General features: G+C 38.9%; 16 protein-coding genes and 1 pseudogene. 6 read left to right on the forward strand and 11 right to left on the reverse strand.

Annotated elements, in window-relative coordinates:
• Positions 1–101 precede the first annotated feature (101 nt).
• Together RCP16_RS16365 and RCP16_RS16370 are read left to right on the forward strand one after the other, a co-directional pair.
• Positions 102–758, forward strand: a complete 657-nt coding sequence (locus RCP16_RS16365) for a hypothetical protein (RefSeq protein WP_308640828.1) — start codon at positions 102–104, stop codon at positions 756–758.
• 59 nt (positions 759–817) lie between these two features.
• On the forward strand, positions 818–1,420 hold the full coding sequence (locus tag RCP16_RS16370) for a hypothetical protein (RefSeq protein WP_308640829.1): 603 nt from the start codon (positions 818–820) through the stop codon (positions 1,418–1,420).
• Positions 1,421–1,470: 50 nt separating this feature from the next.
• Here the strand turns inward: RCP16_RS16370 and RCP16_RS16375 are convergent, their stop codons facing one another.
• A complete protein-coding gene (locus RCP16_RS16375; protein ID WP_161594296.1) occupies positions 1,471–1,815 on the reverse strand; it encodes a DUF1292 domain-containing protein in 345 nt (114 codons plus the stop codon).
• Positions 1,816–1,904: 89 nt separating this feature from the next.
• The gene (locus RCP16_RS16380) at positions 1,905–3,104 is read right to left on the reverse strand and encodes an ROK family transcriptional regulator (RefSeq protein ID WP_308640830.1); all 1,200 of its coding nucleotides are present in this window, start codon (positions 3,102–3,104) and stop codon (positions 1,905–1,907) included.
• A gap of 320 nt (positions 3,105–3,424) precedes the next feature.
• On the opposite strand from RCP16_RS16380, the gene RCP16_RS16385 reads away from it, so the two are divergent.
• The 3 genes from RCP16_RS16385 to RCP16_RS16395 all read left to right on the forward strand — a co-directional run bounded on the left by RCP16_RS16385 (position 3,425) and on the right by RCP16_RS16395 (position 5,303).
• Positions 3,425–4,066 carry a chromate transporter gene (locus RCP16_RS16385; protein WP_308640831.1) on the forward strand — a complete coding sequence of 214 codons (642 nt, stop codon included), beginning with the start codon at positions 3,425–3,427 and terminating at the stop codon, positions 4,064–4,066.
• A 12-nt stretch (positions 4,067–4,078) separates the two neighbouring features.
• Positions 4,079–4,615 carry a chromate transporter gene (locus RCP16_RS16390; RefSeq protein ID WP_308640832.1) on the forward strand — a complete coding sequence of 179 codons (537 nt, stop codon included), beginning with the start codon at positions 4,079–4,081 and terminating at the stop codon, positions 4,613–4,615.
• Positions 4,616–4,703: 88 nt separating this feature from the next.
• Entirely contained in the window at positions 4,704–5,303 is a 600-nt protein-coding gene (locus RCP16_RS16395) for a hypothetical protein (protein WP_308640833.1), read from the forward strand.
• Positions 5,304–5,383: 80 nt separating this feature from the next.
• Here the strand turns inward: RCP16_RS16395 and RCP16_RS16400 are convergent, their stop codons facing one another.
• On the reverse strand, positions 5,384–6,286 hold the full coding sequence (locus tag RCP16_RS16400) for an NAD-dependent epimerase/dehydratase family protein (RefSeq protein WP_069329466.1): 903 nt from the start codon (positions 6,284–6,286) through the stop codon (positions 5,384–5,386).
• Positions 6,287–6,578: 292 nt separating this feature from the next.
• Between RCP16_RS16400 and RCP16_RS16405 the strand changes: the two genes are divergently transcribed.
• Positions 6,579–7,130 (forward strand): hypothetical protein, encoded by a 552-nt coding sequence (locus RCP16_RS16405; protein WP_069329467.1) that lies wholly within the window; start codon positions 6,579–6,581, stop codon positions 7,128–7,130.
• A 35-nt stretch (positions 7,131–7,165) separates the two neighbouring features.
• On the opposite strand, the gene paiA is transcribed toward RCP16_RS16405, so the two are convergent.
• The 8 genes and pseudogenes from paiA to RCP16_RS16445 form a co-directional block, all read right to left on the reverse strand.
• Positions 7,166–7,684, reverse strand: coding sequence for a spermidine/spermine N(1)-acetyltransferase (gene paiA, locus RCP16_RS16410; protein ID WP_308642501.1), 519 nt, complete (start codon positions 7,682–7,684; stop codon positions 7,166–7,168).
• 30 nt (positions 7,685–7,714) lie between these two features.
• Positions 7,715–8,164, reverse strand: a pseudogene (locus tag RCP16_RS16415) (MarR family winged helix-turn-helix transcriptional regulator); the annotation flags it as partial.
• A gap of 188 nt (positions 8,165–8,352) precedes the next feature.
• Positions 8,353–9,726 (reverse strand): TraB/GumN family protein, encoded by a 1,374-nt coding sequence (locus tag RCP16_RS16420; protein ID WP_308640834.1) that lies wholly within the window; start codon positions 9,724–9,726, stop codon positions 8,353–8,355.
• 141 nt (positions 9,727–9,867) lie between these two features.
• Positions 9,868–10,350 carry a hypothetical protein gene (locus tag RCP16_RS16425; protein ID WP_308640835.1) on the reverse strand — a complete coding sequence of 161 codons (483 nt, stop codon included), beginning with the start codon at positions 10,348–10,350 and terminating at the stop codon, positions 9,868–9,870.
• A 125-nt stretch (positions 10,351–10,475) separates the two neighbouring features.
• On the reverse strand, positions 10,476–11,150 hold the full coding sequence (locus RCP16_RS16430; protein WP_308640836.1) for a response regulator transcription factor: 675 nt from the start codon (positions 11,148–11,150) through the stop codon (positions 10,476–10,478).
• Positions 11,151–11,162: 12 nt separating this feature from the next.
• A complete protein-coding gene (locus RCP16_RS16435; RefSeq protein ID WP_273593094.1) occupies positions 11,163–12,326 on the reverse strand; it encodes a sensor histidine kinase in 1,164 nt (387 codons plus the stop codon).
• A 188-nt stretch (positions 12,327–12,514) separates the two neighbouring features.
• A complete protein-coding gene (locus tag RCP16_RS16440) occupies positions 12,515–12,955 on the reverse strand; it encodes an SMI1/KNR4 family protein (protein ID WP_308640837.1) in 441 nt (146 codons plus the stop codon).
• A 208-nt stretch (positions 12,956–13,163) separates the two neighbouring features.
• A complete protein-coding gene (locus RCP16_RS16445) occupies positions 13,164–14,918 on the reverse strand; it encodes a methyl-accepting chemotaxis protein (RefSeq protein ID WP_308640838.1) in 1,755 nt (584 codons plus the stop codon).
• Positions 14,919–15,122 lie beyond the last annotated feature (204 nt).

Here is a 15,122-nt window from a genome sequence, read left to right on the forward strand (position 1 = left end):
CAAACGCTGATTGTCAGATATTTTGCGTTGCAAAAATCATTTTTGATTGCATGGGGTCGCGTTTATACTGCCAAACGCTAGATAAAAGGGGATTATCACAGATGAATAGAAAACTCATGCTTACACTGGTGCTCACAGCTGTTTTGACAGGTTCTAATTTGATGTTTGCAAGCGCTACCTATGCGGCTACGGATACTGATTTACCGGATGGCACGTATACGATGGATCTGGAAACGATGGCTTCTTCATTCTCTTCTTCTTCGCTAGATGACAGTACAGAAGTTGTAGATGAAGACACGTATGAAGATAGTGAAAGTGTAGACAATCTGGACCCCGCTCTCGTTGAAGAAGCTTCTCAGCTTTTAGAGTACAGTGATCAGATGGCTCCGTTGTTGGAGTATGAGAAAAAGGCATGGACAGCTTATTACAAAAATGATTATGTAACTAGCAGCAATCGCAAGCAAGAATATCTGCTTGTCACCAATACGATTATCCCAAATTACAAAAAATTCTTAACTGGCATCAGACAAATCAAACCGGTTAATCCTGAGCTGGCTAAGATGCATGCTAAATATATAAAAGGCGCTACTATTGAAATGGAAGCCTTCGTTTTATTCCAAAAATATGTATCCAAAACCAAATTAAATGATGATATACTGAACAAGTCTAATGCTAAACTAGATGTAGGCGGCGATTTGTTGCTTCAATTTGATAAAGAAATGGAAGCTTATATTTCCAAATTCCTACCTGCACAATAAACCTTAGCATGTGAATATATCCAAATCGTACTTTACACACTAAGGGGCTATTATTACTCATGAACAAAAAGAATTTATGTACAGCATTACTTGCTTTTCTACTGATCGTTACTCCTTTGATGCCTACTGCTTCTGCCTTCGCAGCCGAAGATACCACTTCGACAGATTCAACAGACAGTGAATGGATCTCAGAGGACAATAGTACAAATGTAGATGAAGATACGTATGCTGACGAAGATATTGATCCTGCTTTGTTAGAAGAATACGAGCAATTGTTAGATTATGCAGATGACGTTGCGGTCTTGGCTGATTATGAGAACAAATCGGTAGACAAACTCAATACGTTTAACGGATTCGGTACTTCTAATCGTAAACCTGCTTATACTGCACTGACCAAGACGATTATCCCGAACTATACTTTGTTTTTAAAAGGCATGAAAAAGATCAAAACCAACAATAAAGAAATAGCTTCTATGCACAAAGTGTACATCAAAGGAGCTTCTCTCAATCTGCAAGGGATGAAATTAATCAAAAAAGGATTATCTACTTCTAAAGTGAATTACACCTCTGTCCAAAAAGGAATTAATCTGATCGGGCAAGGCGGCGACTTGGTAGAGCAATTCAATGATCGATTTGCAAATTATATTGTTAAATTTGAATAAATAAAAATAAAGCCTTCCTCTACATCTATGAGGAGGGCTTTATTTTTATTCTACTTATCGGTAGGATTGTCTTTATTTAACTGAATAATAACTTCATACACTTGCCCCATGCGTTCCCATTCTTCATCATCGGTAATATGATTTAAGAAAAATTCATCTTCTTCCTCATCATATTCGACTTTCAAAATCGTACCATCTAGCGGAGAAGGTTCTTTATGTAACAAAAGAGCATATGGAATCTGATCATACGTAAACGTTTTGACAATCATCATATCATGTTCATTACCTTGTTCGTCCAATATGAGAAACCCTTTTTGAAATGCTTCGTCTTCTAGCAATCCAAGATCATCACGGAATTGCCCTAGTTCGATCGGAAAGTTGTTGTGGTTACTCATCATTTTTCTCTCCTCAGATATACAGATATTGTAATGTCACATCGCCATGTTAGCATCATCCCGACGTAGCGTCAATCCAACCGATCCGATTACAACTCCATCTGTTGCAAAATCATTACAGCAGCGCCTACAGCGACAGCGCGTTCTTGTAACACGCCTTTGGAGAAGATAGGCTGGTAACTATCATCATACCCTACTTTCTTGCGAGCCACAGCTATGGCTTGTTCATAATAAGAAGGATTGGCATTAATCAGAGCTCCGCCAAGGATCACTTTCTCCGGTAGTAGAATATGAATAATATTGGCAAGACCAATCCCCATATAACCAGCAGAACGAGCAAATAACTCTTGTAGAAAAATATTCCCTTGATTCAGCCCTGTAATCAACGTATCAAAATGAACTTGTTCCGGTGTTAAATCTTCTGCAGCTTCCCAGATATCCATGCCAAGCTTCATCCGTTGCCGAACTTGTTGTTCTAATGCTTGAACCGAAGCAAAGGCTTCTAATGCTCCATAATTTCCTTGATCATGAAGTCTTTCTCCATCGGTCTGAATAATCATCTGTCCGATAGATCCTTCACGATCTACAGCCCCACGTACCAATTGTCCACCAGACATCATAGCAGAACGAATCCCTGCTCCTACATTTACAAATAACATATGTTGCATGTTCTCATCTCGAACTGCCCAGTGTTCGCCGATCAAAGCTGTATTCGCTCCATTTTCAAGCACAGCCATCAGTCCTGTACGTTCATTCAGCATCTGGCAGATCGCAACATTTTTCCAACCGGTCGCCGGAAAATAAACAGGATTCAGAATGATCCCTTTTTCTCGATCTAGAGGGCCGACTGCACCAATCCCTATACCGATAATCTGACTCCATGTTAATTGATAATCATTCAACATCCAGTCGATACGTTCTTCCACATAATCGACTAAGCGCTCCGGTGTCATCTGTTCATCCATAAACCAGCGATACGAAGCAATCGTGTTCATCTGAAGATCGTATAATCCTAGCACCGAATAGACACGAGAAATCTCCAATCCCAAAATATAACGATGAGTAGGATCGATCCGATATAATGTAGGTCGCCGTCCACCTGTCGATTGTCCTTGACCTGATTCACTGATCCATCCTTCTCGTACCAGTTCATCGAGAATACGATTCAGACTGCTACTGGTAATATCCATTTCTTGCAACAACTCGGTTTTGGAAATCTGGTCTTGCACCGCTATACGATCATAGACTTGCCGTTTGACCATTTTCATTGGAAATTGAAATGTATTCATACGTTCTTCCCTTCTCTAACATTTAGCAGGATACATGCGACATATTTTATAAAAAAAGAGGTGATACCGTAAACGATCTATCCCTCTTCAACTCCGCTTCAAGGTTAAAATCTGCCTTCATTGTATCCTGTAAACATCGCCTTGACCACTTTTTATCAACGAGAAAAAAAGAACATGAATACACTTATTTTATAGCTTATTTTTGATTTATAAGCAAACACTTTAGCAATGATTAGAAACATTGAACTCCTCACAAGCCAAAGTTTATTTCAAAATGATTAAAAGATGATATACTTGTAACTAAGAGCGGAGTGAAGAACATGAAAACAACTAAAACTGAACATTTTCAGTTCAACATACATTTATTATGGAATCTTTTCTGGATTTTTTTCAAAATTGGCCCTGCGACTTTTGGCGGCGGTTATGCAATGATTCCGATATTGGAAAAAGAAGTGGTGTACAAGCGTAAATGGATTAATGCACAAGACATGAGCGATCTATTATCGATTGCAGGTTCTGCTCCTGGCGGTGTAGGAGTGAATGCTTCTACGTTTCTAGGATATCGAATGGGTAAGATTCCCGGAGCGATAGCAGCTGTACTCGGTATTACATTACCTACGTTTTTTATCGTATTTGCTTTAAGCGCTTTTTATTCTTTTTTTCAAGATCAACCTAAAGTGCAAGCAGCTTTTCAAGGGATTCATGGCGCTGTGATCGGGCTGATTGCTGTTGCGGCTTATCGGATGGGTAAAAATGCACTCTTTGATCGCTCTACGATTGTTGTTGCGATTGGCGCACTCATTACACTGTTGATCACCGGTCTGAATCCGATCTTTATGATTCTTTTCGGACTTGGAATAGGGATCTTAATTATTCAAGCCAAAAAGAAACTAGGCATGACCACACGTACTGAAAAAGCCACCCATGATCATATTCCACCGACGATTGAGTATTATATCTAAGGGGGAGATATCATGTTATTATGGCAATTATTTTTAAGCTTTTTAAAAATTGGCTTTAGCTCATTCGGTGGCGGTTATGCTGTGATTCCGATGATCCAGTATGAATCTAGCCGATACGGATGGCTAACCGATGCACAATTTCAAAGTACAGTCTCCCTTGCTGGAATGTCCCCCGGACCGATTGCTACCAATAGTGCAACCTTGATTGGCTATGAGACCGCAGGCTTAACAGGAGCTATCGTAGCGACGACAGGGATCGTACTTCCTTCGCTGATTGTTGTGATTATCATTGCAGCGTTCTTTTACCGTATCCATTCGAATAGGTGGGTCAAATCATCTTTTTACGGATTGCGCCCTATTATTACTGGATTGATTGCTTATGCAGCGATCCATTTTGGTCTGTCTAATCATGCTGAAGTTGTCATGAGCTGGACAACACTAGCGACTTTACTGATTGGTGTTGCCGCATTCTGGGCTATTGTTAAGTACAAGCTTCATCCTTTAATGGTGATCACAGGTTCAGCAGTTATTGGGATTGTGTTATTTTAGTGTTACCTCTTGGCGAACCTTTTCTGATATGATACCTTTATAAATGGATTTTTATAGAAAAAAAGGTACAAAGGAGACTTTATTGTCTATGAAAAAGCAATCGTTGCGAGTGATCGTGATGTTGATGGTATTTACACTTATCCCTGTGTTTTATTCATCAGCTACTATACATGCAGCAACAACAAACAAACCACTGTCTAACCAAAGTCCTTCTGCACCTGAACCGATTGATATTGAAGAAGATACCTACAGCGATCATGAAGTCGCTCCTGAGCTACAGCAAGCTTTTGACGATTATGCCGATTATTATAGTCAATATAAAGAGTGGGTTCCTTATGAGACCAAAGCAGTCTCGATTCTAAACAAGTACAAAAAAGTATTAGCTTCTACACGCAAGCAAGCTTATAGCGAAATGACGAATATCGCGATTCCCAATTACAAAAAATTTCTAAGTGGAATGAAGCAACTAAAGCCTAACAACAATGATCTTTCCACTATCCACTCCAAATTGATCAAAGGAACTACGCTTCAATTGGAAGGGATGGTCCTTTTCCAGAAATACGTGTCTAAGCTTAACCCTGACCCAACCATTATCAAAAAAGCGAACGTCAAATTCACTCAAGGTCAGTTATTGATCAGTGAATTTAATGAAGAAATCGCTTTGTATAACGCTCCATTTTCACAGTAATGACTCTATCGTAGATCAATAATAAAAAAAGGATTTAGCTGATATGACGGCTAAATCCCTTTTTGATCGTATGTTGTATTCTATTTTGTATCTACGTCTACATAAGATCTCCAATAATGCTGTTGCTCGAATCCAAGCAATCGTTTGACTTTGGTATTGCTCACCAATGTCTCATATTCACCTAATTCTTTTTTCACAGGAACATTCGGATAATACTCTGCGATTAATTCTTTGGTCGGTCGATCAGAAGACACATCATCAGCCGCAATATTCATCACCTGGAATCCTAAGCCATCTGTCTCTACCGCTAATCGGCATGCCAGTGCTAGATCACGAGTATCAATATAGCTCCATGTTATCCGTTTGCGCTGAATAGGGTCGGCAAAATAAGCAGGGAAATCTACATATCTCGCAGGATCAATCACATTGGCAATCCGGAAGCAGTACACATCAATACCTGTACGGGTCTGAAAAGCTTTGGCAGTTACTTCATTAACTACTTTAGACATAGCATAACTATCCATCGGATTAATAGGATACTCTTCATCCAATGGGAAATAATCAGGATCACGATGTTCATCTGCAAAACAAGTACCATAAGTCGTTTCACTCGAAGCGAGAATCACTTTAGGAATATTATATTTAGTTGCAGCGTCTAATATATTGTAGGTGCTCATCACATTAATTCGATACACTTCGTTGTCGGGATACGTTAAAATTTGCGGAATCGCCGCCAGATGAATAATCGCATCAATCGGTTGTGATGCTATCGATTCGTGGTAACTTTTATCAATGGTAGGACTAGCTAGAGCGTTAAACACTTGCCCTGCATCCGTAAGGTCTGTAATTAATGTCCGTACATGTGGATGATCCAAAGGCACTTTATCCAGATTCAGTACCTCATACCCTTGTTCAAATAGTTCTTTCACTACCCATTTACCAGCAAGTCCACTACCACCTGTTACAATCACTCTTTTGACCATCTGTACACTTCCTTTTCCTTAAGAAGATAGCAAAGCACCTATAGAACGTGTTAACATGTTACCGTATTTAGCAGTGTGCTAAAGGTTCATTCTTTATAAGTTAACCGTTTCCAATACTCACCAAGCAATTAAATTTGCTTATATTGACGATATACACTAAAATATGCTTGCTAACTTTCTAAAAGAAAGAGTGCAAAATGACGATACAAATAGTAACAGGAAATGACAAAATCAACCTATGTTATAATGAGTCTTCTCTAAATATATTAGCGAAAGGGGATTATATAGTAACGTGAAAGCTCGATTATTGTGGATATTGACGCTGACCTTTTTGATCGTACAAAGTGCGTTATTGGTTGCACCTCTTCAGTCCACTCATGCAGCAACTTCTTCTGAATATGGTTATGATGATAGCCATGTCCCTGCCAAATACAAGCAGGCGTATCATGACTATGTGGATTATGATGCTCAATTGGAACCTCTTCAAGAATATGAACAGATTGCTCTGACTATTTTTAAAGAAAATAAAAAAGTGAAAGCTTCAGATCATCGTCCTTCTTATGTAGAGATTACAGGTATTGCCCTTCCGAACTATAAAAAGTTTGTTAAAGGGGTACAAAAAATCTATACTCCTAACAAAGACTTGGCTCGTATGCATAGAATATATGTAAAAGGCGCTAATTATCAATTGCAAGGTATGCTTCTTTTCCAAAAGTATTTATCCAAAAAGAAATTAGATCCTAGCATCTCCAAAAAAGCAAATACTCAATTAGCAATAGCTAACAAATTACTGACACAGTTCCATAAAGAAATGAATGCGTATCAGGCTAAGTTTTCATACTAATTGCATCCTATTCTAGTCAAAAAGACCACTTATCATTAAAGTGGTCTTTTTGTCATGATTAAATCGGTCTGCTGTTCATCTCCCATATAAAACGAATGTTGACCGGTTAGCTCAAACCCTAGCTTTTGATAAAAGGCGATAGCATTATCATTCTTTTCCCATACGCCCAGCCACATCTGCTGTTTATTCAATTGTTGCGCGATCTGAAGGGCTTGCTGAAATAAATACTTGCCTACGCCATGTTTTTGAAATGATTGCTTGATATAGATGCGTTCAATTTCCAGAGCATCCTCGCTCATTTCTTCCGATTGTGCTTGATCGGTATTGATCTTGAGATAACCAGCAAGTTCATTATTCACATCAGCGAAAAAGAACTGCGAATACGGATTCTTTAATTCTTCTTCCAACTGTGGACGATTGAATGCTTTCTCCAAATAATGATCGATATTTTCAGGTGAATTCTGTTCTCTAAATGTTTCGTTGAATGTCTGATAACTAATCTCTTGTAACTCTTCGATATCTTCTAAAGTACATGTTCGTATTGTGATACTCATCTGGGCAGATCGCTCCTTTATACCGTCTTGATAATTGCGTTTATTGCCTTTCTTCACAAATGTCCAATCCTTTTCTACATTTTTTCTTACTTTTTGCAGAAGGTCGAAAATCAAATCAGTTTCGGCTTCTGACAATCCTTCCAGTGCCACCAGATTAGAGTAATCATTTTCTTTTTTGATCATAGGATAGATCTGTTCTCCTTGATTTGTAGCAAAAAGCTTTTTGATCTTTTTGTTATGTGGATCTTCTTTTTTGTGCACCAATCCATTCGCTTCTAAATTTTTAATCGCGCGAGCAGCTGTTGTTCGATCGACTTTGATCATTTCTGCTAATTTTTCTTGAATCATACCAGGGTTCTCACAGATACGTACAAGGTACAAATACTGACCTTTTGTCAGGTTATACTCTTTAAATTCAATATTGCTAATACTATCTAGCGCTCTAGCAATCATTCCAATTTCACGAAGTATCTCTTTCATATCTATCTCCTTTAATCATTTTGTTGTAAATGCAACAAATAGTTGATATTAATATAATTTAATTTTGTTGTAAATGCAACAAAAAACCACTTCATTCATCAACGAATGAGGTGGCTTTTCGGAGCACGTTTATGGTTTGAATGTCACTGGATAGAACTAATGATCAATACAAATGCTGGTAATACCTATTATTTTCGTGTAACTGTATATCCTTTTTTCTCAAGCAAATGAATAATACCATCGTTACCTAGATAATGAGCAGCACCGACAACGATAAAGTATTTCTGATTGCCACCGCTTTTTAGATAGCCATCAATTTTTTGCGCCATTCCAACGTTGCGGTCAACCAGTATCGCTTTATTATATTCTTCATTACCTGCTGTACTGTTTGTTAATTCTAGCAATTTTTTCTCATCGCCTGTTTTCCACATTTCTGCGGCTTCATCTGTATTTTCATGCAGATCAGCTTGATTCGGGTTGTCCAAATCATAGAGTGTAGAATACAGCATTTGTTCTTGTAATTCATCAGAGAAGTTATTTAGCATCGTAAGCTGTGAGTCTTGTGACTCTAATTCCATCACTGTGATTTTGCGTTCTGCGGCTTGTTGAATAAAATGCAGATCGATACCATCAGCAGATTTGTACTCTGGATCACTTGGAGCAAATGAGCTAACAATCATGTCTGCTACCCATGGTTTGAAACGATCTAACGCATCGCGTTTCCAATCATTCGCTAGAAGCGCTTTACCTAATTTGGCATACGTATACGTAGAAAGATGATCTTGCAATCTGCTTCCATCTTTGTACTCACCGATTTCCAATACACGCTTTTGCATCGCTTCGTCCGATATCTGGGTAATGTCTACTTCTACCCCAAGATAATTAGCTTGCGCAAATGCTTGTTCATACTCTTTACGTAACGGATAAAAACTTTCATTGGCAATATGTATAGAACCGACCAAGTACACGGTATTCCCGTTATTTTGTACTTCCCACATAAATCCACGACCACCTGTATCGGCAGTTTCTGTAGATGGTGCAGGTGTTGGTGTTACAGTACTGCTAGGGTCTGGAGTCACGACAGGTGGTGCTGTATTCTCTGTAGGAGCAGTCGTTGTATCGACAGGAGGAGTATTGTTTTCTACTACAGGAAGAGTGGGTGCAACTGGCGGTGAAGTCAGCTGGATTGTGCGCGTTTTGGCATTCCAAATGACTGTGTATCCTGTTAATTCACCAAATATGCGAATCGGCACATAAGCAGTTCCATTGATTTTAAATAGTTTGCTGTTAACAGTAACGCTTTTACCATTAGCGACAACCGTTATGCTGTCTTTGGATACTTTGGATAATTGAATATTCATTGCTTGTAATGTCGAACGAAGTGGAACTAAAGTAACTTTCTGTTGAACAGTAGGTGCAATGCCTTTACTGTATTGAATCTTCTGATCATTTACCTTAACGGTTAACGACTGTGTGGATGTAGCCGCCATTGCTGGTGAAGCTGTCGCCAGTAGACCTGCTGCGAGCACAAGCGAAAGCATCTTTTGGTGCCAATTTTTCATGATAGAACTCCCTCTGAATGTGTAATGTGCATTCAAAGCCAAACGTGTCCTTTTAAATATTGCATAATCTAGTTTCAAGTACAATACATTATTTCGTTATATTTATACTTTGTGATAAATAAAGGGATATTTGTAAATCAATTAACTGACTTTAGAAGGTGTAAATGCCTGCTTAATCTCCGGGAATTTGGCATACAAGATCAGACTGCGTGTAGCGAAGATAACAGCAATTCCGATCCACAATATCCATTGAATACGATGATACCCTGTTGCAAACTCTCCAAAAGCAAAACCTAATGTCATTCGAATCCCGATAAAGCTTGCCCACGTAATGAGCGTAATTGCTGTTCCTTGAACATAAACAATTTGATTCTGAATATATACTTTGCTGTACCATGCTTGTATGGTTCCAGCGATCAAAGCGAAAGTGATAACAAGAATACATTCGATCCATTGGATCATCGGCACCGCTTGTTGAGGAAAGGTCTGATGCACTTCATAGACGGCAAGCAATGGTAATAGAATAAAAAATAATTTCTTGACCGGTTTGGGACGCAATTGACGAAAAATAACCCACACAATAATACAAATCACGAGTAATGCTGTACCTACATTCGAATACATAAGATGACCTCCTTGGAATTTGGTTATACTTTTATTCTAAGAGTCTCACCGTTTGTATTCGTCTACTTGCAGGTTGATCTTTCAGCACCTTTGTATCTATCTAGTGATATACCTGACTTTCTCTCTTATTGCACTAAACCTTGTCGTATCGCCAATACTACTGCTTGCGTCCGATCTTCTACATCTAATTTTTGAAAAATACGATGTGCATGCGTTTTGACAGTACCATGTGAAATATGTAGTGCCAGTGCGATCTCTGAATTGCGTTTGCCATACGCCATCTGCTGTAACACAATTAATTCTTGATCGGTTAACGGCTCGATCATTTCATATGTGGTCGGATGAGGTGGTTGTGAGGGTTCTGCCTTTTTGAGTGCTTCAGCGAGTGCTTTGCTAGCAAGTGGTGTTTTGTATAGTGCTTCACCTTTATACACTGCCCGAATGCCTGCTAGTAATTCTTGCGTGTCTGCATCTTTCAGTAGAAAACCAGTGGCTCCTGCGCGGATGCCTTCTTTGATATAGTCTTGTACATCGAATGTGGTCAGCAACACAATTTTCATATCCGGTAACACACGTAAAATCTGTTCTGTCGCTTCTAACCCGGAGCACTCTGGCATCTGAATATCCATCAATACCATATCAGGCTGTTGCGCTAGCGTAACTTCTAACGCTTGGTTCCCATTACTTGCTTCACCTACACATTCCATATCAGGTTGCGCATTAATAATATACTGTAATCCTTGACGTACAATCGGTTGATCATCTGCAAGCACGATGCGAATTTGGGATAGATCACTCATGATTATTTCTCCTTAAGGTTGGATTGGATTTCCGATCGGAATCATAGCTTGAATACAGAAACCATGAGGTAACACAGGCTCAAATTGACAGGTTCCTCCTTGTTGCTTACAACGTTCAATCATACTTTTTAATCCATAGCCTATCTTTACAGCATCTTTATTTGTATAGATTCCATTATCGGCAATACGTAAATAGACATGCTGATCTTTTTCTTCAATATGGACGGAAGCAGTATCCGCTTGTGCATGACGAAGTACATTGGTTAATGATTCTTGTAGGACTCGATACAACACAATACTGGTCTGAATCGACCATTCTGTTATGGGAGAATCTTCCACAAAAGTAAGCTTGAGCGCAGAACGTTGCCCTGTTTGTGTAATTAATCCTTTTAAAGCGACCAATCCTAAGCCCATCTCATCATTTGACCATTCTTTAACAGCTATGCGCACCTCTGTAAGAGCTTGACGAGCGATGCCTATTAATTGCTTGATGCGCTCTGGCATATGTTGTGGTTCTGTAGATTGCATAATTTCCAAAGCTTGTAATTGAATAATAAGCGATGTCAGTTGATGCCCTAATCCATCGTGTATTTCTCGCGCTAGCCGTGTTCGTTCTTCTAATGCGGCATAACGTACGGAATGAGCACTTGCTTCTTGCAATTCCAGATGGGCTTCTTGTAACTCCTTATGCGCTTGATCTAATTGCTCCAGATGTGATTTGGTCAAAGCATAAGCATTTTGACGAATTTGAGAACTGCGTACGACTAGAAAAACACCGATAATCGCCAACAAACTCCCAAAAGAAAAAGCATACACTAACACAATCACTGTGATCGTAACCAGACTCACAACGATCGTGACATACCGGTAATTACGATTGATAAATATACTCAAAAACAATAACGGCCATAATAAACTTGAATTCACAGATCCATACTGATAATGAAGATATAATGCTGTACTGATAATAATCGTAGAAAGAATAATATATATCGTTCGATTCCGCCATATTGTAGGAATCCAAATAATAGATACATAGAGAAGCAAAATCAATAAAGTGCCATACTGATTAAATACTCCGTAATTCGCATATTCATTATAGCTAGTGATCATCAGTACGATCGTTCCAAATATACGAATCAAATACCTATACGCATGTTCTTGCTCTATATCCATATGTACCCTCCGCTGATCTACATAACATCTGTATGATTGTATTTATTGTAGATCAATATGCAAAGATTTACATCTACTTAAAGATCGATATAAATGTCATCGTGTATATCTGTAGATAGATATAACTCTAATATTTGTTCTCTATTCAATAGCTTCATGATATAAACTTTATCAACTTGGTATAACGTTTATGTTTCTTGTTCTTCTTGTGTCAGAAGATATGCAAAAAAGTCACTAAACGTATCCCATGTATCAGGCGCTACTTGAAATAATCGGTCATGCAGTTGATAGACATCGATGCTATCGCACCAGATCACCGATGGAGTGGTTGCTGTATCCAATACGATCATACTTCCCGCAGGCTCTGCTAAAAACACTAACGAATGAGGAAATTGAATGTCTTTTCGTAAGCGGAGTGTTTCTTCGATTAGATTAGGATGATGATTGGCATAACTAAATATAGAAATGCCCCCGACCAACCCTCCATTAAAAAATAAAGCGATCTCTTTAAAATCGTCAGGTAATTGCAGCTGTAATTGTTGCTCAATCTTAGTCACTACCTGTGGTGTGATCACCTCATCTGGAAACAGTAAATCATATCGTTGTTTGATTGACGGTATAGTATTCATCTCTGCATCGCTCCTTGCTATTTAACTCTACAATTATTGTATTCTATGTATTCATCCAAATGATACAACCTTCATGATCTCGCCCATCTAAAAAAAGTAGAACGCATATAACGATGCACTCTACTTTTTGGGGTGTTATTTTAGATTTCGAGAAATCGTTGCTATATATTTCCAGTTCTAATCAGACAATCACTTTAGCGTTCTATAATTAGACTTTTACTGTTTTTATCGCTTTATTCATTTCATGAGTCTGTTGTTCTAATACAGTAGATGTCTGTGCTACACTTTCGAACATGGTTGCTTGTTCACGGATCAAGCGATAGATTTCATCCGAATGATCCGATACTTCTACCGAAATCTGAGCAATCGTATGGACAGAAGCCGCTGCTTCTTCTGAACCTGCCGATATTTCTTCGGCTGCTGTAGAGACTTCTTGAATACGTGCAGTCACCGTTTGGAACGTATCCAAGACCTGAGCAAATGCTAATTCTGCTTCAGCAGTCAGTGTCACTCCTTGTCCAATTTCTTGCACGGTCACTCCAACCTGTGAACCAATCTGCTGAGATTCTTGTTGAATATGCAATAACAAGTTCGAGATATTTTCCATAGAAGTGCTTGAAGCTTCTGCAAGCTTTCTGACTTCAGCAGCAACTACAGCAAATCCTTTGCCCTGCTCACCTGCATGTGCCGCTTCAATAGACGCATTTAACGCTAACAATTTGGTCTGACTGGCAAAGTCACGCACTGCTTGTAATGCAGTACCAATCTCTTGCGAATAATTAGTTAACACTTCGACTCTCAATACGACCTTACCCGACACATCTGAAATATGTTCCATTTGCTTTTTCATACGTGACATACTTTGTTTACCTGATTCTACGGTCGTTAGCGCACTTGTAGCCGCATCCGATACCGCCATAGAAGATTCCGATATCTCTGTAATGCCTTTAGCGATCTCTTCCATCGCATGCGCACTATCACTTGCCCCTTGCTTTTGAGTACGTGCGCCATGTCTAATCTGTTCAACCGATTGATGGACTGTCGTGCTCATGGCTAACATTTCTTGAGTATTATGGTTAAACTGCTTGGTCGATTCTGATAAAATGTCTGTCGTTACAACTACACCTTCCACCATATCGCTTACTATTTTGTTCAGATGACCTGACATATGCATCATCGCCTGATAAGTCGTTCCTATCTCATCTTCACTCCGTAAGCGGTATGAGGTTAAAATCTGATGGGCTGCTGCAAGTTCGCCTTGTGCCATTTTTTCCACACTTGCTTTGAGTGGCTTCAGTGGACGTAATCCTCTAATAATAAACCACATCACAATCGCTATCCCCACAATTGTAATCAAGACCAGCAAACCATAGAACGGAATACTTTGTTGGATAATATCAGATTCTACACTTCCGATAATGGAGACTGCTGTATCAATACCGAGAACACCGATAAGCACGCCATTACTATCGAGAATCGGTGCATACGACGAAATATAGTTCCCATATTCGGGATTGTTAATAACAGGAGAACTAGCTGTTTCTCCTTGCTGTAACTTTTGAATCGCTTCTACAGGAATATCGGTAACCTCATTGATAGCGGAAGCTTTATCCGGATCTTTCATGCCGTCTATCATAATAAGAGGGGTACCTTTATCGTCTATTTTGACAAAATAAACATACATAGCACCAATACGTTCACGAAAATCATCCAGTTCATCACGAATCTTCAGAAACATATCGTTTTCTTTGGGGTCTTTCGCAAATGTTGCATACGAGGCTTTGTCCAACTGGTTCACATAACTCTGCGCAATTTGAATATTGTAACTTGAAATAGCGCCTTGTGCGGCTGATCTCATATTAGCGACCTGTAGCAATATACTTCCAACAACAATAATAGTAATAACCAATGTAACAAAAGCAATAATACGTACCACTAAGCGTTTTCTAAAAAAACCGATCATTCGCTTTCTTCCCCTCTGATCAAAGCAAACTTTTGAAGACCGCTACCCAAAAATTATATGTCTAAAGCACTAATTTATGGGGAAATAGTAAACGAATATGTCGAATTATGCAAGAGAATATAAATTATAATCAAAAATTTTTATAACTAAAAATAATGCTAAATACTTGATAGAATGGCATTATACCCTTTCTATTTTCTTGTT

This window comes from Paenibacillus nuruki, assembly GCF_963311185.1.
Taxonomy (GTDB): Bacteria; Bacillota; Bacilli; order Paenibacillales; family Paenibacillaceae; genus Saccharibacillus; species Saccharibacillus nuruki.